Origin of the sequence: Desulfuromonas sp. TF, from assembly GCF_000472285.1 — a bacterium.
Classification (GTDB): Bacteria; Desulfobacterota; Desulfuromonadia; order Desulfuromonadales; family ATBO01; genus ATBO01.
This window is the reverse complement of record NZ_KI421418.1, coordinates 229,234-251,548: the sequence shown is the minus strand read 5'-3', so window position 1 is coordinate 251,548 and position 22,315 is coordinate 229,234. Positions and strand designations below refer to the sequence as shown.

20 protein-coding genes are annotated in these 22,315 nt (G+C 56.5%); all 20 read right to left on the bottom strand.

Annotation, left to right across the window (positions count from 1 at the left end; all coding sequences use genetic code 11):
* Positions 1 to 109 precede the first annotated feature (109 nt).
* On the bottom strand, positions 110 to 280 hold the full coding sequence (locus DTF_RS26065) for a four helix bundle protein (RefSeq protein WP_081702888.1): 171 nt from the start codon (positions 278 to 280) through the stop codon (positions 110 to 112).
* A 110-nt stretch (positions 281 to 390) separates the two neighbouring features.
* Positions 391 to 984 carry a YdcF family protein gene (locus tag DTF_RS0109415; RefSeq protein ID WP_027715124.1) on the bottom strand — a complete coding sequence of 198 codons (594 nt, stop codon included), beginning with the start codon at positions 982 to 984 and terminating at the stop codon, positions 391 to 393.
* Positions 985 to 1,104: 120 nt separating this feature from the next.
* Positions 1,105 to 1,266 carry an addiction module protein gene (locus DTF_RS27750; protein ID WP_162148624.1) on the bottom strand — a complete coding sequence of 54 codons (162 nt, stop codon included), beginning with the start codon at positions 1,264 to 1,266 and terminating at the stop codon, positions 1,105 to 1,107.
* Entirely contained in the window at positions 1,229 to 2,299 is a 1,071-nt protein-coding gene (locus DTF_RS0109410; protein ID WP_027715123.1) for an EpsG family protein, read from the bottom strand. Before DTF_RS0109410 ends, DTF_RS27750 begins: the two co-directional genes overlap by 38 nt.
* A gap of 29 nt (positions 2,300 to 2,328) precedes the next feature.
* Positions 2,329 to 3,435: a glycosyltransferase gene (locus DTF_RS0109405; protein WP_081702886.1), complete on the bottom strand. Its 1,107-nt coding sequence runs from the start codon at positions 3,433 to 3,435 to the stop codon at positions 2,329 to 2,331.
* 30 nt (positions 3,436 to 3,465) lie between these two features.
* Positions 3,466 to 4,593, bottom strand: a complete 1,128-nt coding sequence (locus DTF_RS0109400) for a glycosyltransferase family 4 protein (RefSeq protein WP_155890771.1) — start codon at positions 4,591 to 4,593, stop codon at positions 3,466 to 3,468.
* Positions 4,594 to 4,648: 55 nt separating this feature from the next.
* Positions 4,649 to 5,641: a glycosyltransferase family 2 protein gene (locus tag DTF_RS0109395; protein ID WP_027715120.1), complete on the bottom strand. Its 993-nt coding sequence runs from the start codon at positions 5,639 to 5,641 to the stop codon at positions 4,649 to 4,651.
* Positions 5,638 to 6,447 (bottom strand): glycosyltransferase domain-containing protein, encoded by an 810-nt coding sequence (locus tag DTF_RS0109390; RefSeq protein WP_027715119.1) that lies wholly within the window; start codon positions 6,445 to 6,447, stop codon positions 5,638 to 5,640. The genes DTF_RS0109395 and DTF_RS0109390 overlap by 4 nt, the downstream gene beginning before the upstream one ends.
* Positions 6,448 to 6,457: 10 nt before the next feature.
* Positions 6,458 to 7,348: a glycosyltransferase family 2 protein gene (locus DTF_RS25430; RefSeq protein WP_027715118.1), complete on the bottom strand. Its 891-nt coding sequence runs from the start codon at positions 7,346 to 7,348 to the stop codon at positions 6,458 to 6,460.
* Positions 7,349 to 7,358: 10 nt separating this feature from the next.
* Complete coding sequence (locus DTF_RS0109380) at positions 7,359 to 8,504, bottom strand: glycosyltransferase (RefSeq protein ID WP_027715117.1); 1,146 nt, start codon at positions 8,502 to 8,504, stop codon at positions 7,359 to 7,361.
* Entirely contained in the window at positions 8,489 to 9,595 is a 1,107-nt protein-coding gene (gene wecB / locus DTF_RS0109375) for a non-hydrolyzing UDP-N-acetylglucosamine 2-epimerase (RefSeq protein WP_226989251.1), read from the bottom strand. The genes DTF_RS0109380 and wecB overlap by 16 nt, the downstream gene beginning before the upstream one ends.
* 96 nt (positions 9,596 to 9,691) lie before the next feature.
* Entirely contained in the window at positions 9,692 to 11,614 is a 1,923-nt protein-coding gene (locus DTF_RS22840; RefSeq protein WP_155890770.1) for an ABC transporter ATP-binding protein, read from the bottom strand.
* A gap of 36 nt (positions 11,615 to 11,650) precedes the next feature.
* Positions 11,651 to 13,651 carry an acyltransferase family protein gene (locus DTF_RS0109360; protein WP_051361190.1) on the bottom strand — a complete coding sequence of 667 codons (2,001 nt, stop codon included), beginning with the start codon at positions 13,649 to 13,651 and terminating at the stop codon, positions 11,651 to 11,653.
* A gap of 114 nt (positions 13,652 to 13,765) precedes the next feature.
* A complete protein-coding gene (locus tag DTF_RS0109355; protein ID WP_226989250.1) occupies positions 13,766 to 14,116 on the bottom strand; it encodes a hypothetical protein in 351 nt (116 codons plus the stop codon).
* 266 nt (positions 14,117 to 14,382) lie between these two features.
* Positions 14,383 to 15,096 carry a tyrosine-protein phosphatase gene (locus DTF_RS22835; protein WP_051361189.1) on the bottom strand — a complete coding sequence of 238 codons (714 nt, stop codon included), beginning with the start codon at positions 15,094 to 15,096 and terminating at the stop codon, positions 14,383 to 14,385.
* A 103-nt stretch (positions 15,097 to 15,199) separates the two neighbouring features.
* Positions 15,200 to 17,536 carry a polysaccharide biosynthesis tyrosine autokinase gene (locus tag DTF_RS22830; protein ID WP_035056431.1) on the bottom strand — a complete coding sequence of 779 codons (2,337 nt, stop codon included), beginning with the start codon at positions 17,534 to 17,536 and terminating at the stop codon, positions 15,200 to 15,202.
* A 74-nt stretch (positions 17,537 to 17,610) separates the two neighbouring features.
* The gene (locus DTF_RS0109340; RefSeq protein ID WP_027715113.1) at positions 17,611 to 18,654 is read right to left on the bottom strand and encodes a polysaccharide biosynthesis/export family protein; all 1,044 of its coding nucleotides are present in this window, start codon (positions 18,652 to 18,654) and stop codon (positions 17,611 to 17,613) included.
* A 79-nt stretch (positions 18,655 to 18,733) separates the two neighbouring features.
* Positions 18,734 to 20,599 (bottom strand): capsule assembly Wzi family protein, encoded by a 1,866-nt coding sequence (locus tag DTF_RS0109335; RefSeq protein ID WP_027715112.1) that lies wholly within the window; start codon positions 20,597 to 20,599, stop codon positions 18,734 to 18,736.
* A gap of 115 nt (positions 20,600 to 20,714) precedes the next feature.
* A complete protein-coding gene (gene cysQ, locus DTF_RS22825) occupies positions 20,715 to 21,515 on the bottom strand; it encodes a 3'(2'),5'-bisphosphate nucleotidase CysQ (protein ID WP_051361209.1) in 801 nt (266 codons plus the stop codon).
* Between the two features lie 81 nt (positions 21,516 to 21,596).
* The coding region (locus DTF_RS22820) for an ABC transporter permease (RefSeq protein WP_035056429.1) at positions 21,597 to 22,315 on the bottom strand (719 nt) is incomplete at its 5' end.

The window sequence follows — 22,315 nt, the reverse complement described above, 5'->3', positions numbered from 1 at the left end:
GTGATCCGTGATCCGTGATCCGTGATCCGTGATTTGTTTTTTCAGATCACAGATTACTGATTACAGATCACAAGGTTTGCCTATAGATCACAAATAACAGATCACGCCTTTATATCCCCTCACCCCCCTCGGCTATATTCGAGGGAATTGAAACAGCAGCACGTCTCACTTGGGATGTCAAGCCGAAATTTTCATCTGCTGGAAATGTCTTTGTCAGAGAATAAACCTCGGCGGCAAGATTGATAGAAGCCTGCCGGACTTTCAGGTCTTTATGATTCATGCCCCCCCTCTCAGCAGCTAATGCGTGATTCGTGATTTGTGATCCGAGATTCGTGGCCTTCCAGATCACAGATCACGGATTACAGATCACGTAGTTTCCCAAATCACCAGTCACCAGTCACCAACCAGCAAATACACGCACTTCCCAAACTCCATCCAGACCGTCTCCAGCGTCCGGCGGTCTTCCCACCAGCGGTCCCCCGGCCTGCGCAGGGCCCCGAAGTCATCCGTGCTGACCGTCTCCAGGGAAATGCCGCTCCCCTTGAAGGTCTTCCGGAAGATCAGGTCCGACCGGTGCGTGTGGTAAGGGGAGGTGACGACGAGAATGCTGTCTATCCGGTTCTCACGGCAGAATTTCAGGGACAATCGGGCGTCCGTTTGCGTGCTGATGGAACCTTCGAGGATGGTCACCTTGCCTTCGGCATCGCAGTCGGGACACTGCTTCTTCAGCATGTGCCGCCAGTATTCCTTTTTCGTATCGACCAGGATCAGCTGCCCGGCGACCCCTTGATCGTGCAGCTCCAGCGCCTTATGCAGCCGGCTGCCGTCGCCCCCGCCCAGAACGACGATCGCGTCGGCCGGTTGCGGCTCGGCCGATACGATCATCCAGCCGGCGAGATGCGGGAGGCCGAACGCGGCAATTCCTCCAAGCAGTACCAGACAGAAGAGGATGCCGGAGAGGAAGGTCAGGAGACGACTCAGCATACTTTGGGTTATTCGTTATTTATTATCGGTTTTTGTTTTTCAGATCACAAATCACTGATTACAGATCACTCAGTCAGCAGTCCAGCCGTCGCCTTGCGGCTATCTGCCTGGCAAGCCCCGTCAGCAGTCACGATATCTGGCCATCACGGATTCGTAAGGCACCGTCTCGACTTCACCGCGTTCAAAAGCCGCCCAACGCGCTTCAGCCTCTTTGACCCATATCCTTTCGATCTCGGCATCGGGTTTATATAAACAGCCAGTTCTGATAAGGCAGCCACGCATAGGCATGAGTGGCGTAATTGAGCCAGACGAACTGCACCAGTGCATAATACAGCAGTACTGCCAGTACAAATAGAATGTTACTGCTGCGCTTTGCTCCGAAGACCTCTGGGACATGGGAAAAGACCGCCAGTTGCACTGGAAGCATCAGAAGGGCTACGCGATCGATCGCGGTGCTGGAGGGGCTGGCAAAGTACAATCCCAGCAGTCCCAGAGAGATGATGGAACACCATACCCATAATCGCATTTGAGAAAGTGTCATCTGGAAGCGCTGCCTCCAGATAAGCAGAATGGCAGCAGGCATGGCATTCATTACAAGACGAATCAAGGCACCTTGCGACTGGTAGCCGGCCAGGACATAGTTTGTATAGAGATCGTCAACCGATTTCTCCAACATGGCGAGGTACGCCCCCACTACCACTATTGAGATCCATACAGCTGTCCAAATCTTGCGTCTGGTGGCGGCCAACGCGGCAATAGGCAGCAGCAGCACGGCCGATTTATGGAAAACGGCGGCAAACAAAACCCAGAAGACAAAGCCACGCACGGACTGATGTCCGAGCAGCACCAGACCGATCATCGCTAATCCGATGGCGATACCCTGGCGAGTATAACCCATGGCTATAACAATGACCATGTAGGGTACGGCTATTGCCAGGGCCAACCAGGGCCGGGGCAGGCTGCGACAGAAAACAGCAAGTCCCACAGAAAAAAGAATGGCACCTATCAGGTTAACGCCCAGAATGCCCCAACCGGCTTCATGACTTATCCATTCCAGGAGTCGATAGCCCGGATCGCCCATTGCAAGCGCTTCGACTAGGCTCCGATCGGTCATGTTTTCAAAATTGCGCAGATAGTTCCACCAGTCGCCCCCTACCTCGATGCGATAGCCGATCAATAATGTCAGCAGTGCAACGGCCCAGAACCAGGCACCTCTCTGTTGCGACCGCCGGCTCATGATAGAGCTGTCGATCGCCCAGCGATTGTGCAGGCTTGCCGCAGCCGGCAGCATAAACATGATCCAGTATGGCCACATTCAGCGAAATTCCTCCGTCCAGATAAAGCCTAAGATCGGGTATAAAGATTCAACCACTTGTCAACAGCGGCTTCAATTGAATAGAGTTCTTGAACGCGCCTTCTTGCTTTCCGTCCCATCTCGGCACTGTCGATTGCGGACAAATTCAGCGCGGCATGAAGTGCATCCCTGAGGCCCTTGGCCTGCCTCGGGGGGACAAGGTATCCGGCATCCCCCAAGACTTCCTTAACTCCACCGCAGTCCGTGGCAACCACTACCCGCTGGCAGGCCATTGCTTCAGCGACGACCAAGCCAAATCCTTCCCAGGCAGAAGGAAGGACGAAAACGTCCGCCGCCGACATCAGCCTCGGGACGTCATGCCTCACGCCGAGTAGCCGGACCCGATCACGAAGGCCCAGTGAGTCAATTTTGTCTTCAAGCTCCACTTTCAGCGGCCCTTCGCCAACGACAAATGCCTGAAAGCGGACGGTCTCCGGATCAAGACGCTTGAGGGCGTTGAAAAGATTCGGGTAGTCCTTCTGCTCCGACAGCTTGCCCACGGCGACGATCAGTTTGCAATCCTTATCGATCCCGAGTGCCCGGCGCAGTTCAGCCCTGGCCGCACCGCAGAACCGGAATTCTTCTGTAGAGATTCCGTTATGGATCGCTACCATGCGGTTTTCATTGACAGCTTTTTTTTCTACAAAAGACGAAACCGCTTCATGACTCACGTTTGTTGAAATGTCAGTAAGCCCGTCGGTGAGCCGATAGGCGAGCATTCGCAGACGTCCCCCCTCGACCGTATTGTGGACGCTGGAGATCAAAAGCGGAACGCGTAAGGAGATTCGTATCAGCCGCGCCAGAATATTGGAATGAAACAGATGACTGTGCACGACATCGGGCCTGAAGGCGGCCAGTAACCCCCGCAGCCTCACATAGGCGCTGAAGAGGGTGCCGAAGGAGTTCAGCCCCAGGCCGACGACGCGAACCTTCTTGTCCTTGGGCAGAATGATGGCCTCCCCCGTGAGGAAGACGATCAGAACCTCATGCCCCCGTTGCACAAATGAATCGGCGAGGCTGGTAACAACCCGCTCCGCGCCGCCGACCTCAAGACAGGTGGTTATTAAAGCAATCCTCATCCGATCACCCGCCTCCATCCAAGCCCCAAGTGATCCGGGGAAAACACTTTATTTCTGAAGCCGGTCGATGAGTTCGGCATAGCAGCGGGACATTCGTTCATAACTGTACTTCTCCTCGGCAATTCGCCGAGCGACGGCTCCCATTTCTCTGGCCGTAGCCGCCTCGGAAACAAGTTTCAATATATTCCTGGCGAATTCTCCGGCATCTTGGTCACACACCAGACAACCCAGGCGCTCAGGGCCGGAAAGGAGATTCCGGATGCCGGGGACGTCGGACGCCACGATAGGCAAACCGCAGGCCATGGCCTGAAGCATGGCGGTGCTCAGCGTCTCCCCTTCCGAAGCGTGGACATACAGGTCAAGGCCCTGAAACCATTCGATCAGCTCTGCTTCCCCGAGGTGGCCGGCAACCGTCACGCAGTCTTGCAGCCCCTTCGCATTGACCATGTCCTGAACGGCAACCCGGGTCTCCCCATCGCCAGCCAGGGTCAGCCGCCAATCGACCTGCGGGACAAGACGTTTGAGCCTCTCAATGGTCTCGACCAGCACACCTTGGCGGCGCATCGTGGTAAAGCGCGCGGCCATTCCGAATGTTACGGTGGATCCGGAAAGTATCTCCTTCTCAGCAGGATGGAATTTCAGCGTATTAATGCCGTTTGCTATCAATTCAACTTTTTCCGCGTTGTACATCCTGCCGATCTGCGCGCGTGCTTCGGCCGCGTAATTTTCCGTGAGATACACGACCTTGGTCGAAAAAAGCATCCCAAGCCGGGTAATCCACCATTCGGCCGGCTTCTTCAAGCTATTGGCCTGATGCTCGATAAAAATAACCGGCTTGGCGAATACCTTGCTGTAGGCCAGACATGGCAGCAGGGCTTTGACGCTGTGCAGCAGGATAACATCGGGCTGGTTTCGGTATAGCCACGCCGTGATCCCGGGCCAAGCCAGGAAGGGTCTGCAGGGAACCACACGGAAGTAGTTATGGGGGATCCCTCTTTCCTCGCAAAATTTCCGGTAAACGGGAAGGAGAGGCTCGACCCCCAGAAACCCGAGGGAATTTCCCCACCGATTAGCGGTCTCTGCTTCCAGAAGAGAGAAGGCCACGCTTCCGTGCCCCCCCAATCCCGAATAGAGTATCTGTGTAACTTTCGGTTTCCGTTCCCGGTTGCTTTTCAAGGTGATTTGCTCAGGCAAAAGATGATGATGTCTACCACGCCACGCGGAGAATCCATCAAACGGCAGATCCGCAGACTATCAGGTCCTTCAATACCCCCGGGACTCCACCGGAGGCGCGATATCCGCCCTTGCGCCAGAGGGTGATAATGGCAAGGGGGCGTGCGCCAAAGCCCCTACGCCGGATGGCCAAGCGCGCCTCAAGGGTTTCCCGGCGCCTCACCACCTTGCTTTCGACCTCCCCAAGCCGATCAGAACCGATCAACTGCTCACAGGCCTCCCGTCTTTCGGCGATCCGGGCGTCAAGTGCCCCGTGAAAACCATGCTCCTTTGCGAGCGAGTCGCTGGATCGGGCTCTTCGCCATAGCTGTCGCAGGTTCCTGGAAAGCCTGTCCAGCCGGCTCGGCTTTTGCGTCTCATTGACGAAAAAATTCGAGGTATTGGCGCCGTGCCTTCGGTAGTACTGCAGGGGCTCTTCGCAGCGGTGAGTGAGTCCGAAAAGGTCCGCCACCTCCACCAGCCAGTTGTCGTGGGAAGGCGACTTCTCAGGGATCGGCAGGAGGATGTCGAGCAGTTCCCGCCTGAGAGCGGCGCAGCACCCCATGACGAAGGCGGTGTCCGGCAGCCCCGCGGCCCGGATCTGGCCGAGCTTGCTCACGCCGGCCGGGACCAGTTCTCCGTCGGTCAGCAGGGCATCGTTCATGAGGCAGGCGGCGCCGGGATTGCGGCTGGCGAGATCGGCAACTATCTCGATTTTCCTGTCGAACCAGACGTCGTCCTGATCACTCATGAAGAGCAGGTCGCCGCTGCAGAGCGACAGGGCTTTGCCGAAATTCTGCGCATAGCCCAGGTTCTCAGCATTCTCGACGAGCTTGACGGGAAACGGCGCCCGCGCAGCGAAGGCCCGCACAATGTCAGGCGTCCCATCCCGCGAACCGTCGTCCACTACAACGAGCTCGTCCGGCAGCCGCGTCTGGGCGGCGAAGCTCTCGAGCTGTTCGGCAAGGTAGGCGCCGCCGTTGTATGCCGCCAGTGCAATCGACACCTTCACCGGCTCCCTCCGATCCCTTTCAGGAGTGGCCGAAAGGTGCGGCGGACCGACCACGAAAACCGCCAGGCCCGGAGAATCGCCGCATAACACAGGCTATCATAGGCCCTTCCCTCCACATAACCATAGAACCGGGGTGCTCGCTGGTCGCCACGATGGGTGTATAGACCGAAATAAGGGTTCGGACCGCGGAAACTGTCGGCGTGGTACATGCAAGAAACGCCAGTTTTCCAGAGTACATAGGGGAGAGTGATCTGGTCGCGGGTACCAAATTGTTCAAAAAGCTGCCACCAAAGGGCCATCGCACGGTCGAGATCTGGATGGCGATGATTTTTCAGGATAATTCCAGTTTCAACCAGTCCCATATCATCAGGAAACCCATCAGACCGATAATAAGCCAGTTCAGCCTCAAGGCGATCAGGCTCCGCAACCTTCCCGGACTTTAAGCAGGTTTCCGCCTCTTCACGAACAGATGACCTGATCGGATGACGATACAGGCCCATGGCTGCCCCGGAATCCGAAAAATCCTCTAAGAATTTGGAGATGCGCCCCAGCAGCCTGATGTTGCCGTCCACGTAGAGTGAATAATCATATCCTGAGAGGATCCTGTGGATGAGCGACCGGTGATGGAGGTTTGCAGCTTTGGCGCCTCGGAAGCACTCTACATCAACGACCAAGGTCCGCCAGCCCGTCACGGCCAATCCGGTGTCGTCAGTGACGACGACATAATCCAAGCCGGCTTCACGGAGGATTGGGGGAAAAATCCAATCATACTCCCCGAAAACACAGGTGTAAACCAGACACTTCATTGTTCCCTGCTCAACAAAGCCAGCGCCGCAGATGCCGCCGGGTTTCCGTCGTTACGGCACGCATGTAGCGCCAGGGAAACGCCAGCCCGGCCTTTAGAAGAAAGGGCGGCAGGGATAAGGTTTCCGGCCGGCCCTCGGACAAGCACCGCGCCCATTCGACCTGTGCCTGGTAGTGAGCGGGGGTCATCAGAGTCGGGCGCAAAAACGTGGCAAGGCGTATCTGCCTCAGCTTTTTCTTACGCAGGAACCCGTTGTCGCCTTCAATCTCGCCATGATGCAAGATTGCCGCATCAGGGTTGTATTGGTAGGAGTAGCCCAGGTATTCGGCTCGGGCAAAAAACTCCTGCCCGATAAATCCATACATTTTCAATCTTTCGCTGAAAAGGCCGATATCAATCCAATCCTCTCGGAAAAGACAGATGTTGTTTTCAATCAAATAAGCATGGGGCCACTCCTGCCGGAGTTGGTCGAACGACATAGAGGTGCGGGCTGGGAGACGACCCAGCTCACGCATTTTCCAGGCCATGCGAACATCTGCAGGATCGGCCGGGTTTCTGGGCCCGCCCGTGATCGTGCGTTGCACCACTGATTGCTTGTGTGCAGCAACGAAGCCTGGTTCGGGGAAACTATCGTCATCAATGATGACTACAGCCTCACCATCGGTAGCAGCGATGCCCATGTTCCGAGCAACAGCAAGTCCATAACCCGTGCAATGTGTGTTGACCCATTTCAGATCATAGGCAGTCTTCAACCCTGCAAGCATCTCCTCGGTCCCGTCCGTGGACCCATCGATCGCGACGACGACCTGGAAATTACAGTCGGTCTGATCTTCCAGTCCAAGCAGAAGCCGTTCGAGAACCGGGGCGCGGTTGTAAGTAGTTATGACGATCGACAAGTCCATTCCGAGTCCTTCAACTCCTTGTGGTCAGCAGTTCACGGACAGTTTCCGCGACAGGTTTCATCTTGCCACGCCAAGTCAGGCGTTCCTCTGCGTACTTTCGCATTTCCCCTGTAAAATCTGGGTTCTTAATCCGCAACGCATCGTAGAATTCGAGCAATTTGGTAATATCTACCGGTTCATCGTTCGCGGACACATGAAAAACGAACTCGAGTTCCTTGCTGAAATCGCGGTCTTCGTAGGCAATGACGAAGGGGATTCCGCGGGCGCAAAATTCTCGTGATTTCAGGTTTGAAGTATCCACCTGCAGACGATGCATTCCGATACTTGAAACTCCGATGTGACAACGCCCCAGGACCTCGTCAAGCTCAGCACCATGCAGGGGGCCATGGAACGTGACATGTTCCGTCAGATCATTCCGCCGGGCATCGTTCTGCAAACGTTCCAACTCCTGCCCCGAACCGACGATCTCGAACACCACGGGCCGCGGGTTATCCCCTGCATAGTGCCGGGCAAGTCCGGAAATAATCCGGTCGTAACCATGCCAGAAGGAGAGGTTGGCGACGCCAACGAGCCGAATAACCTCACTGTCCTCCGGTCTCGGCATTATGCCGAAGGCATCGACGTCCACACCATTGTCCGTTCTAATGGTCGGAATTCCGAAAATTTCACCTTCGCGGGAAAACGTTATGATCCGATCGACGTAGTAGCGCAGGAACGGTATGGAAAGACGGTCGATCAGGCCGAAGAGCCGGTCTCGGAAAGAGTGCCATTCGGTGTGATAGGGATAGCTCGGCAGTTCGACCAGAACGACGATCCCAGGATGACGGGCCTTGATACGGGACAGCAGATAGAGAAAGAGAGGAGAACTCCTCTGGTAGCGAATATAGATAAAATTCGCATCCAGCGGCTGCCTGGCCATGCAAAGGTAAAAAAGGTAGTAGTAGGTCAGCCGTCGCCAGAAATGACTGGCGCCGTAGCTGCGCAGAACTTCCCCGTTTTTCCGGATTTCGCCCCCGGTCGGATAGAACAGGTCCATGGATTGCTCGGTGCCGGAAAGGGCTGCCATCTGGGCGCGGATCTTTTTGGCAACGCCAAGCAGATGCGCATCCCCCAAATCGAGCCGGGCAATATAGGCGCCTCTCACTTCGGTTCGCACAGTGACATATCCTGGAGAATTTTCTTGATCCGGGCGGCCGTGTCGCCATCCCAGAGTTCGGGAACCTGCCCTAGCTTGTAGTTTCCTGCCAGGATATTTTCAAGGTGCGGCAGGATGGCGGCGGGGTCGTCGCCGATCAATGTGTTGGTTCCGATCTCGGTGGTAACCGGACGTTCGGTATTCGGGCGAAGGGTAAGGCAGGGTTTTCTTAAATAAGTCGTTTCCTCTTGAATACCGCCAGAATCAGTGATTACAACGCGACTCTTTTTTTGCATGGCTATAAATCGCAGGTAATCAACTGGATCAATCAGTTTAATCCTTTTTGAATCAGGTCGGAAGCCCAGTTTATCAAGGCAGGCGCGCGTCCGAGGGTGGACCGGGAATACCATCGGCAAAAGTTCTGAAAGTTGAACGAGATGTTCGGAAATTCTCGATAGTTTCCCAGATTCATCCACATTGGAAGGACGATGGAGCGTAACCAAAGCGAAAGAATCAGGCAGATCGCCAAGATCGATTGTCTCGGTCAGTGGCAACATGCGGTTGAGTGTGTCGATCATGATGTTGCCCACGAAGAAGATCCGATCCCCGGAAATACCTTCCCGGAGAAGATTTTCGTTGGCATCTCGTGACGGAGTGAGCAGGACGTCAGAGAGTTGATCGGTTACCAGACGATTGAGTTCTTCCGGCATCGTCCGGTCGTTGGAACGCAGTCCGGCTTCGACATGCAAGCAAGGAATCAGGAGCTTCGATGCGACCAGACTCGCAGCAAGGGTCGAATTAACGTCTCCATAAACGATTACGGCAGCAGGAGAAATTTCTATGAAAAGCTTCTCAAGCCCCATCATGATTCGCGCAGTCTGTTCCGCATGAGATCCTGACCCAACAGCCAGGTTATGGTCAGGCTCGGGCAGCCCCAAAACATCAAAGAAATCACCCGACATACGACGGTCGTAATGCTGCCCGGTATGTATAATTTGCTGCTCAAATTCATCTCTAAGTTGAAGGTATAATGGGGCAAGTTTAATAAAATTGGGTCTTGCGCCCACCACATGAACGAGTGGACCTTTTACTCTAGCATTGTGACACATCATGAACATCTCCAAATGTCCAATAGAATCTCTTTTGTCATTATTAAAGAACGAAGAAACATATAATATCTGCAATTCTTATAATAGACAATAGAATACTCAAGAGAGCTTATAGCTTAGCAATTTTCTATGCATTCCTTTACCTGACTCTGATTTTTCTGTAATTAAATCAGTGTAACTGCGCAAACGCAAGTTACCATTACCATACAACTCTCCAACAAGATCGCAATTCCTAAGAGTGGTCAGTCTATGCGCGATAATTAAAATGGTAACATCTCGCCCAAGACCATCAATGACTTCCATCACTGATCTCTCAGTATCATCATCCAGCGCGCTAGTCGCTTCATCAAGAATAAGAACATCCGCTTTCTTATAAAGAGCTCTCGCCAGACCGAGTCGTTGTCGTTGCCCGCCGGATAGGCGCACTCCACGCTCGCCCACAAAGGTCTGATAACCATCAGGAAGAGTCTCTATGAAATCTGCTAACTGTGCCTTAGATGCAGCAACTCGAACTCGATCGAGATCAATTTCATCTGCATGAGAACCGAAAGCGATGTTGGCGGCAATGGTTGAGTCTGACAGGAAGACAGTTTGGGGCACATGGGCGATAAGGGCCTGCCAAGAACGCCGGATTTCCCTTGTCAGTGGTCGACCATCAATTTCGATGGCGCCATCAGAAGGTTCAAGCAATCCCATGATGAGGTCGATAAGGGTGCTTTTCCCACTCCCAGTCTTTCCAATGAATCCTATTCTCGTACCATGGGGAATTTCAAGGGAGAGCTTCCGAATAACAATTGGGGCATTCATATTATAGCGAAAGCTAACATCACGTAGAGCTATGTGGCGAGCTAATTGGACAGTGCCCTGTTGAGTTTTTTTCAAATATTCTTCTGAAACAGGTAAATTAAGTAAATTAAGAACATCTGATAGCATTGCATGATTTCCACTGACCTGGGCCCAACAATTATAGAGAGATTGCATCTGTGGAAGAAGTTTTTGTGCGCCAAGAGCTAAACCCCCAAGAACAGGAATTGCAGACATAAGTCCGCCGGACTTTTGGCTAAGCCAAAGCGCAAGACCGAGAATAAGAATCATTCCAAAAGCTTCAATAACGTAACGTGGCGAAGCTGAGATAAAGCAATTAACTGCCTGGGCACGCCGGGTGGCATGGTCGAATTCCCTGTAACGTGCTAGATATACTGTTTGTGTCGAATCAATCAGGACATCGCGTATTCCGCCAAGCCCTTCTTGTATGGCCTGAATGCGACGAGTGTGATTCTCTGCGATTAGCCTGCCGTTACCATGCAACTTACGGCGAGTAAATATTGATGCCATGAAATATAAGATTGAAAAAGAGACAATTGCAAAAATTGCTGCAAGAAAATCTATTTGCAATAGAACAACCAATATGCCAAAGCTGGTAAGTAAAGCTACCATACTCTGAATTAGAGGTGTGATAATTCCGCTAATAACATTATTAACTTTATTTATCCCTGCAATAATCTCACTCGTGTTACGCAAAACATGAAAACTGTATGGCTGATAGAGAGTGCGACGATAAACTTCACAACTTAGATCGCCACCGAGAGACTCGGTATATTTATTACTTGCCCATGAAAGACCAACGCGAATGAGTGCAGATAATACAGCAATGACCCCGAAAAGAATCGACATATAGGGAATCAGGCTTTCCCTTGATGTCCACCCAAAAAGGCCAAAAAAACATTTCAAAAACTGATATTTATCGGCAAGAGATGGATCCGCCAAGAGTGCAAAGAAGGGCACAACTGCGCCGAGAGTGGCCATCTCCGCTCCCGCGCCTACTGACATAAACACAGACAGTCCCGCTAACTGCCAGCGCCTTCTTGGGCTGAGGTGACTAAACAGACGTAGAAGACTTGAAACAATCAAATGAGAATAAATATTTGAAGATGTTTTTCTTGAGGGGCCAGCTTGTCGAACCTGAACTTCTTCAGCATTAATTTCCCCACTATTTTTTCTCTTTGAAAATTTTATTTTCATTTACATATGACTCTTAAATGTTTGTTAATTACTTATTTACCTTGCAAGATGCTGAATATTCTCTATTAACTGCATTTTAGCGGCTAAAAGAACAGATCCGTCATATGACAAATGGCCTTCGTCACGATAAATAAATATTCCGTCCACATAGGTTTTGCAAAGACCAGAATCGCAGAGATAATTACTTGGATAAACAACTTCAACATCGGCCCTTTTGGAAACCACCCCTAAAAAATCAAGAACAGGCTTGCGATCACTTATCCAATCACTGTGTTTAATTTGACATTCCATTTCCACTCCTAATACAGGCAAATCATTGTCAAGACGCTCTAAACAACGTCCTATATCAAAGCCTGCGGAGGGAGGGGGAGCGACTATAACAACTTTCTTATCAAGTCCTCGAACAGTATCAATAGTATTTTTCAACCTATTTACCGCCTCTAAAAGACCAACTTCTGCAAGGGAATAATCGTCCCCTTGCCCATTATCTTTTAATAACTTCCAGTTCAGATTTTTGAAATCGTCATCTAAATATTGAATAAATGGGCTAGATAAGACTACTGTCTGCACTGATTCGTTAGAAGATAGATAATCTACAACCGAATAATTGAAGTCTATACACTTTTTTGCCCAGTCCTTACCATTCCTATCGCTATAAGGGGCCACCCCCAGTAGGGGGCCGCATGTTGACTGAGTTGCCTGAATAATAGGGGGCGATTTTTCCTCATCCTTTCCAATCAAACCGGCAACCAAATGCATAGCAAAAGAATCACCCCAGACCATGATTTCGGGTTTTTCGGAATTGCGACATTCGGCTGTAGATTTGAACATATGCAGGAATTCACAATCAGGGCTGAAACCTCTATTAGATCGGAGAATATGGGCGTAGTTTTTTTCTGTTGCCACTGCTTGGCTGATGCCTAACGGGAGGACCACCAATGCAATCGACACTGTAGCAGTTCGGACAAGTACGTGCCTGGTCAACTTGATATTCACCCGCCGGGTCGGTTCTTCGACGTACCGATTCAGGACCCAGGCCAGTAGTAGAGAGAGAAACAACAATCCCATTCTGATTGAGAGCGGCGAATCAACATTACTGGGCCCTACCCAGACATTATTTAAAAAGGCGAACAGAGGCCAATGCACCAGGTAGAGCGAATAGGAGATGTCCCCGACCCAACCCATCCCCTGCATCACCGGCCCGCGAAACAGTAGCGGATGCTTACGCAGGATGACCACCAACGTGGCCACGCAGATTAGCATGGCATCCGGGCCGGGGTGATAAGGGGCAATCTTCACGATAGGCAAAGTGAGGAGGATTGCCAGGGCCGGCCAGAAGGCCCATTTGATCCAGCGCTCAAAGCGCTCCCTGATTACGAGCAGCGCGCCGATAGAGCCGAGCGCCATTTCCCACCCTCGGGTCGGCAGGAGAAAGAAGGTCGGCGTCGGTTTGCGGTGGACCATATAGAGGCACAGCGCCAGACTCGCCAGCATGAGCACAATAGCACCGCGCTTCCAGTGCCGTCTCGGGACAAAGAAGAGGAACGCCGGCAGGAGAAAGTAGTATTGTTCCTCGATCGAGAGCGACCAGACATGGAGGAGCGGTTTGAGCGCCGCCTCCCCTTCAAAATATCCCGATTGACGCCAAAGGACTATGTTGGAGATAAAGGCAACCGACCCGGCCATCTGTGCCCGCAGGTCATTCATTTCACTGCTGGCCAGAAAGAATGGCGCCAACAGGGCGGTGCAGAGGAAGGTCACATAGGCTGCCGGCAAGATCCGCTTGGCCCGACGGAAATAGAAATTGGCAAAACTGAAGTCACCGCGCTCGATGCCATCTTTAACTAGAGTGGTGATCAGGTAACCCGAGATCACGAAAAAGACATCGACCCCGAGGAAGCCCGCCGAAAGAGGGCCGATCTTGGCATGATAAAAGAGGACGATCAGGACTGCAAAGCCGCGAAGCGCCTGAATATCAGTTCGGAACTTGGGGGGGGCATGTCCCTTGATGGTTGAGCCGGGAAGTGATGTTGTCATTATTAATCCTGATTAGCGCTAATCTTCCGCAGTTTGTAGGACACTATATGTCCGAGGTCCTATGATAGTTTTCGCGGCCCTCAGGGTCAGGCTTCCAAGTTGCCAACTTTTTAATCACTCCCCGCCTTCCTCCTCCCGCACTCGCCATCCTTTGCGATGCGCCTCGGTGTCGCGGCGGTGGGCAGACAGGTCGACAGCGATTCCGTCCACTCTGTTATCCAGTCTTTCCATTCGCCCTTCCAGCCGGGTCATCCCCTCGACCAAGGAATGCTGTCCTTCGACGACCAGGTCCAGCTTGTGCTGGAAGTCTTCCCGCTGGATACTGAGTTGATGACGGAAGTCTTCACCGATCTCCCCCTGGAATCGGTTGAAGCGCAGATCGATAGACTGGTCTATCTCTCCACGGAACTGCCCAAGCACGCGGGCCATCATCCCTTCGAGTCGCCACAAATCTTTTTCGTCCATTTTCCCCTCCTTGATGACACCCTATAACGAAACCTTAATTGGACGCGGATCAAATCTTCTTTATCGAACGCAGAAAAAGGCGGATGCACGCAGATTAAACCTTTGATTTTGTTTAACTCTAAATCCGAAGTTATCGGCGTTCAATTTAGGTTTTCGGCTCAAGCTGTAGGCTGCCCACCCATGGTGTGTTTTCAATCTCAGGGACAAGTTACTTTTACAGGGAGCCTTTTATCCCCTGTAAATCATGGCCTTGCTCAGGCTTGAAGTTAAACCCAGACAAACTCGCTCCACTCCCCGCCCTCCCCTTTCTCCTCCCCTTCCAGTCCGGCCAGGAGGCGCAGGGCGGGGTTGGCGAGGAGTTTTCCCTGCCAGGCTTCGAGCATCCCGGCGAGGCGGGCGGCGTCGTGGGCGTCGCTGCCGAAGACGGCGTAGCGGCCGGCGCGCAGGAGGTCGTAGGCGCGGCGCTGGACCTGTTTTCCGTAGAAGCCGGTGAAGCTGCCGAGGTTGGCCTGGAGGAGGGTCCCCTCGGGGAGGGACAGGCGGCCGGAGGCGGAGGGCGTGAAGACCTCGGAGCGTTCGGGGTGGGCGACGAGGGGGGTGAGACCCACGCCCCGCACCTTCTCGATTCCCTGCATCACCACCTCTTCCAGCGCCTGGGATGGCGCCTCGACCAGCACCAGGCGGCTCTCCCCGAGGGTCTGCAGCTCCTTCAGGTTGAGGAAGCACTCGTCCAGGTAGTACTCCATCCCCGGCCCCAGCCGCAGACGAATTCCTTCTCCGTCCAGGGTCCGCTGCAGGGCGGCCACCGCCTCGCCCACCGCCTCCGGGGTGGTGTCGTAATACCCCCGGATGCAGTGGGGAGTGCAGAAGACCTGCCGGAAGCCGGCGCCCGCCAGCAGACGCGCCATCTCGACCGCCTCGGCCAGGTCGCGCGCCCCGTCGTCGATGGAGGGGAGGATGTGGGAGTGATGATCGATCACAGCAGTTCGCAATTCGTCATTGTCTGGTGTTCAGGGACGCGGGATGCGGAACGCGGAAGGGCCTGTTCTCGTCCCTTGTCCCTTGTCCCTCGTCCCTCGTGCCTCATCCCAAAATTCTCCGCACCTTTGCCGCAAGCCCGTCCGCGACGACTTCTCCTTCTCCGTAGTAGCCTCCGTAGTACTTGTGACCGTAGTAGCCGTAGTTGCCGTAGTACTTGAAACCCTTCCCCGATTTGTCGTTGAGGGCGATGCCGAGGACGTTGGCATCGACGGCGCGGAGGGTTTCGATCATGCGGCGGGCGGCCTTTCGGGGGACCCGGCAGGGTTCCAGGACGATCAGGATGTCGTCGACGAGAGAGGCGAGGACCTGGGCGTCGGTGACGGGGAGGACGGGGGGAGCGTCGATGACCACGTGGTCATAGTGCTTGCGGACGAAATCGAGAAACTTCTTCATCCGGTCCGAGCCGAGGAGCTCGGCCGGGTTGGGGGGGACCGTGCCGGCGCTGATCATGTCCAGCGAGGTTCCGGGGATGCGGTGGACATAGTCCTTGGCGTTCTCGATGAGCAGGTCGGAGAGACCGGGGGTGTTGGAGACGCCGAACATGTCGTAGAGCCCCGGACGGCGCAGGTCGCAGCCGAGAAGCAGAACGCGCGCGCCGGTCTGGGCGAGGACCACCGCCAGGTTGGCGGAGACGGTCGTCTTCCCCTCGTCGGGGAAGGAGCTGGTCACCATCAGGATCTTGCGCCCCTCGCGGGCGGCGGCGTAGTGGAGGGCCGTGCGCAGGGCGCGGAACGCCTCCACGGGAGGTGACTTGGGGGCCAGGCGGCCGACCAGCATGGTCGCCGGCTCTTTCTCGTCGGCATCGATGCGGGGGATGATCCCGAGGACCGGCACCCCGAGCTGGTCGCGCACTCCGTCGGCGTCCTTCACGGTGTCGTCGAGGTAGTCGAGGAAGAACGCCGCCCCCGCCCCCAGCATCAGCCCGAGGACCAGGCCGAGGGCGAGGTTCTTCTTCTTGTTCGGCTTGATCGGGGTTCGCGGGGTGAAGGCCGGGTCGATGATCTCCACGTTGGAGAGGGTAGAGGCCTGGGCGATGCGGGTCTCCTGCTGCTTCTGCAGGAGGAAGGTGTAGAGCTCGGCGTTGACCTTGTTGACCCGGGTCCGCTTGGCCAGCTCCAGTTCGGCCTTGGGGATCTCCCCGAGCTGCCTGTCGTAGCCTATGATCTTCGAGTCGAGGTCGCGCACCTCCAACTCCAGGTTCTCCAGCCCCGCCTCGTAGGCGGTGAGGAGCGCCTCCTGGGTCTTGCGGATCTGCTGGTCGACGGAGATCACCGCCGGATGCGCCGGGGTGAATTCGGTCAGAAGGGTCTTCTTTTCGGCCAGGAGCTCGGTCAGGCGGGCACCGAGTTCGTCGGCCAGAGGGACACCCTCCACCCGGGGGAGATTGACCGCCTGCCCGTCGCGCATGGCCTGAGACACCGTGCGGGCGGCCAGTTGGAGGCGCTTCCGGCTCAGGTCGAGATCGGCCTTCCGCTGCTCGAGGCCGACCAGCTTCTCCACCAGGCTCGTCCCTTCGGGGCCCAGGGTGGCCAGCCCCGATTCGATCTTGTATTCCTGCAGCGCCTGCTCTGTCTGGTCGAGGGTGCTCTTGAGGGAGTCGAGCTGGTTGTTGATGAAATCGACGGTCTTCCCCGCCTCCCGGGTCTTGGCGGCGACGCTCTGGTCGCGGTAGACCTGGGCCAGGGTATTGACGACGTCGCGGGCCCGGGCCGGATCCGTGGACTGGAAGGATAGGCGCAGGATGTTGGTGCCACGCCCCGCCTCGGCGGCTCGTATGCCTTGCATGACCTCCCCGGCAGCCTGGTGCAGGGGGAGACGCTCCAGGCGAAGCCGGTCTCCAGCCCTGCCGCCGGCCACCTCCAGCTGCAGGCGCGCCTCTCCCGCCGTCATGAGTTCTCCGCTTCTCCCCGAGGCCGCCGTCTCCCCTCCGGGAGTGATCAGGCGGTAGGCGTTTGAGGCGGTCAGCTCGAGGATGAAGGAGTCGGCCTCCCAGGGGAGCTTCAGCTCCCTGACCGAGACCTTGACTTCCTCCGGAGCCTCTACCGCCCGCCAGTCGAAATGGAGACGGCGCGCGACCTCCTCGGCCATGGAGCGCGAACGCAGCAGTTCGATATCGGCGGCCAGGGAATTATTTTCCTCCATCCCCAGGTCCTTCAGCACCCCCCCTTTCGAATTCTTGCGAACCTCCAGGGTGGCGTAGGCCTCATAGACCGGGCGAGTGAGAAAGGTCGTGACGGCGACGCCGCCGGCCACCAGAAGGAAGACCAGCAGGGTAATCTTCCACCGCCGCCGGACGACATTGACATAGTCGAGCAGATGAACCCCCTCCTCGGCGAACGTTTGTTGAACTTGGGGGACGTTGTTTTGCTTATCTGTCATTTAATTTATCGCTCGTTATTATCAGTTATCGAGTTTCAAGCTTTAAGCTTTAAGCTGTAAGCTTTAAGCTGCTCTTAATCATCACTGTCCGTCAGGAACTTGATCTGCACGAAGGGCTGCAGGACGGCGCTGAAGGCCTGGAGGGTGGGGAGCATCTCCCCGAGGGCGACGTTCCAGTCGCCGATGCCGCTGCGCGGCACGTAGACGATGTCGCCGTCCTGGAGGGGGAGCGGCAGCGCATCGCCGGCCATGATCCGTCCGAGGTCCACCACCATCAGTTCCCCGCGGGTGGGAGTGTGGGAGCGGATGATGCGGATCAGGTTGTGATCATAGCTGCTCTTGCCGATACCGGCGACAGAGAGGGCCTGGGGAAGGGAGAGGCGGCCGTTGATCATGGGGATCAGCCCTTCTTTGGCGACTGCGCCGAGGACGAAGACGTTCTGCTGATCATTCCCCGGCACGTAGACGGTGTCCCCCGAGAGAAGAGCCACATTCTGCCGCAGGTCGTTATTATAGATCAGTTCGTAGATGTCGACGGGGACGATGCGGTTCTGCCTCACCAGCCGGGCGCCGCGAAGGTTGGCGCTTTCGTCCAGGCCGCCGCCGAGGGCGATCCCCTGGATCAGGGAGACGGGGCGATCGAGGTACTGGACACCCGGACTGTTGAACTTGCCGAGCAGATAGAGGGCCCGGCTCTTGTATTCGAGGATCTCGACGGTGATGACCGGTTCCTTGATGTAGGGTCTGAACACCTCCTGCAGCTTCTCCTGCACCTCGTCGACGGTCAGGCCGGCCACTTGGACACCGCCGACCATGGGGAGGAGGACCTTGCCGCTGCTGTACACCCGGTAGCCGGGTGTCGCTTCGGCGGCGCCGCCGGCGGACGGAACGCGCTCCTTCATCCCGGGGATGCGGATGGTCAGGACGTCGCCGGCGCCGACCCGGTACTCGGGCGTGGCCGCCTCGTCCGCGGGGACGGGGATGCTGACAGGCTGCTGCTCGATCACCGCCGAGCGGATCTCCTTGACCGTCCCGGCGGGGAGCTCGGGGAATTTGGCGCAGCCGGCCAGCACCGCACCGATCACAATGCACAAAAAGAAAACAGTCTTACGTTTCATCCGTCATCTCCAATTCAAAATCCGCATACAGATAAAATCAAAGGCGCCGCAGTTATCTGCGTTCAATTCCGATTTTTGACTACCAGGAAAAAGCCATCCCCACCTCGGCGAAATCCATCGTTTTGTCATCGCCTTCGACGAAGGCGAAGTTTTCCACCCGGTCGCGGGCGTAGAGGGCGTGAAGCCTCACCCGGGGGCAGGCCTGCCACTCCACCTTGACGGACGGAATCTCGTGCTCTTCCTGGACCGGCAGGGAATCCCCCCGCTCCTGGAGATCGAGGGCCAGCGTCAGGGTGACGTCGGCGGGGAGAAAGGCGCGCAGTTCGGCGTAGACGTCCTTGGAGTCGCCTCCAGCGTGATGGCCCATGATCTTCCCCTCGTAGGTGTAGCCGCTCTGGTAGATGCTGTGCCGGTACCAGACGGAACCGTGGTCCTGGTAATTGAGGTCGGCGTATTCGAGACGCAGGTCGAGGCGTCCGCTTGGCTCGATGCGGGGGAGGTAGAGACCGGCCAGCATCGCCTTTTTGGAGAAAAAGGGGATGACCCCCAGCAGGTCGGCCTGGTCCTCGCCGCCGTATTCGCCGTAGAGCTCAGCCCCCCACAGCTTCGGGATCTTGATACGCACGTCGAACGCGGCCAACTGGTTGCTGGTGTCCTCGTCGCCTCCCAGGTTTTCCCCCCCGATGATGGTGAGAAAATCGTCGAAATCGACGCTCGGACGCCCCTCCCCGCCGAAAAAGACCGTGCGGGAAGCGCCGAATTCGAACCAGGGGGCCGGCATGAAATTGATGCGCAGACCGCTGAAGTACGGCTCGGGGACGACGCGGTCGTCTTCGAGGCGGCTGACGAAGAGGTCGAAGCGAAAGGGGCCGAGGTACTTGAAGATCCAGGGAAGAACCGCCGGTGAAGGATTGGTCAGGCGCACCATGTCGAGGGGGCGGGAGTTGTTGGTCAGGACGAGGGAGCCGTGCCGTCCCTGCCCCCACCAGAGAGCCTGGCGGCCGGCGGAAAGCTCCAGCGGACCCAGCCCGAGGGCCGCCTTCCCCTCGAGGAGTCGGACGGCGTCGCCGCCGTCCTCCCGATAGAGGAAGAGGGGGCGCAGGTTGGCCAGGACGAAGCGGCCCACGCGCAGTTCGCTTTCCAGGATCGCCTGACCGTTGTGATGCTCATCGTAGTCGATGCCGAAGTTGTTGGTGTTCAGGGGGAACTGATGCGCGGGGATATTCGAATAGAAGGAATCCTCCCCATTGCGGTAGAAATAGGTGAGGCGCGCCTCGCGCAGCGGCGTAAAGCCGAAGAAGCTTTCCGACTCCCTGACGGCGGCGGCGGTGACGGTCGCCGTCTGCGCCCGGGACGTGCTTCCGGCAGGACGGGGGACGGAGACGACAAAGGGGAAGGATTCGCCGGGCTCCAGGACTCCCGTGCTTGCCATGGAGACGCCGCCGTCGGGGCGGCCGTCGCGGTCCGCATCGGCGAAGATCCGCGGGGTGGAAGCGCCGGCGGAGGCCTTGAGTTCGAAGTTCCCCTCATGCGCATCGGTATTGGTCAGCAGATAGGGGAGATGAACCATTCCCCCGACGGAAATAGGTGGGCCGGGTCTTTCGGTGAGGGAGAAGCGCGTCGAGGCGGCGACGGTGCCGGCCGCGGCGGAGAGTTCGTCGCTGAATTCCGCCTCCAGGCGGCGCAGCAGTTCAGCGGCCATCGGCACGCTGCCGGCGGTGAACCGTTCGCATGCCACGGCGGTCTGACGGGCGGCTTCGGAGCGGCTATAGGGACGGGAACCCCGCAGGGAGTCGTCGATCAGGCCGAGGCCGGCCAGCTTGTCCAGAACAGGATAGACCCAGCTGTCCAGGGGAACGGCGGCAGAGGGTGAAGACAGGCAAGGAGCGGGATGGAACAGGACGAAGAGGCAGGCAAGCCATACCACGAACTTCAGAAATTTCAAGACTTCCCTCCAAAAAAATAATAAACCATGGAGGGGGTATTTAAGTAAAAATCCGACGGAAAGTCAATGAGAAAGAGAGGGGACGAGGAATGAGGAACGAGGAACGGGGACGATCTTAATCTGAATCTTGAATCTCGTCCCCAGTCCCGCGTCCAGCGTCCCCTGTAACAACAAAATACGGATTCAAGAGCTCCTCCTTGTTGTATTCCAGCGGAGTTCCGTCCATCCGGAGGACTTTTCCTCCCGCGGCCTGGACGACGGCCTGGCCGGCCGCCGTATCCCATTCCATGGTCGGCCCGAGCCTGGGGTAGAGATCGGCCTTTCCTTCGGCCACGGCGCAGAGCTTGAGAGAGCTGCCGACGGCGAGCGCCTCGGCGACATGGATCTTCTCCAGGAACTCGTCCAGTTCGGGGGAGGGGTGGGAGCGGCTCATGACTACCGTCAGTCCGGCCGAGGGATCCGGGGAGCGCACCCCGATCGCCTCGAAGGGCCCATCCCCTTCGTTCCTGAAGGCCCCCTCCCCCGCGACTCCCAGATACATCCGATCCTGAGCCGGGACATAGACGACGCCCATGACCGGGGTTCCGCCATCGATCAGGGCGATGTTGACGGTGAATTCGCCGTTGCGCTTGATGAATTCCTTGGTTCCGTCGAGGGGATCGACCAGCCAGAAGCGCGTCCATCCCCTCCTCTGCTCGTAGGGGATGTCCCTCCCCTCTTCCGACAGAACGGGCATGTCCGGGAAATGCTTCCTCAGACCGCTTACGATCAGGTCGTGGGATGCCTTGTCTGCCGCGGTCAGCGGGGACTTGTCGTCCTTGAACTCCACGTCGATGCGGCCCTGGTAAATTTCCATGATGGCTTGGCCGGCCTGGCGGGCGATGTCGCAGATGAGGTTCGGAGTTTCAGGTTCGATGTTCACGGTGACTCCTGTGATTTATCAGCTTAAAGCTTAAAGCTGTAAGCTGTAAGCTGTATGCAAGCTGTGAGGCGTTGCTCAAGCGTGGCGAATTCGAGGATCGGCCAGGGCGTAGCCGGCGTCTGCGAGGAGGTTGCCGACGAGGGTGAGAACCGCGCCGATGACCAGGATGCCCATGATCAGGGGGTAATCTCGCATCATTACCCCGTCGTAGAAGAGTTTGCCCATCCCGGGGATGGCGAAGATCGTCTCGAAGATGACGCTGCCGCCGATCAGCCCCGGCACGGACAGGCCCAGGATGGTGATGACCGGCAAAAGGGCGTTGCGCAGGGCATGCTTGCAGATCACCACCCGCTCCGAGAGGCCCTTGGCCCGGGCGGTGAGAATGTAGTCCTGGCGGATGACCTCGAGCATGTTGGAGCGCATGTACCGGGAAAAACCGGCCAGACCGCCGAAGGCGGAGACGAACACGGGCAGGACGAGGTGATGGGACAGATCCAGTATCTGGCCGCCGAAATTCATGTATTCATAGCCGAGGGACCGGATTCCGGCGATGGGAAAGAGTCCGAGCCTCACCCCGAGGAAGTCCATCAGCAGCAGGGCCAGCCAGAAGGAGGGCGTGGCGAATCCGAGAAAGACGAAGATCGTGGTCGCCTGGTCGAAAAGCGAACGGCGGCGCACGGCCGAGAGGATCCCGATGGGAATGGAGACCGCCAGGATGAGGGCAATGGAGAGGACGTTGATCAGGATGGTGATGGGAAGCCGCTCGAGAATCTTGTCCAGAACGGGGCGGCGGT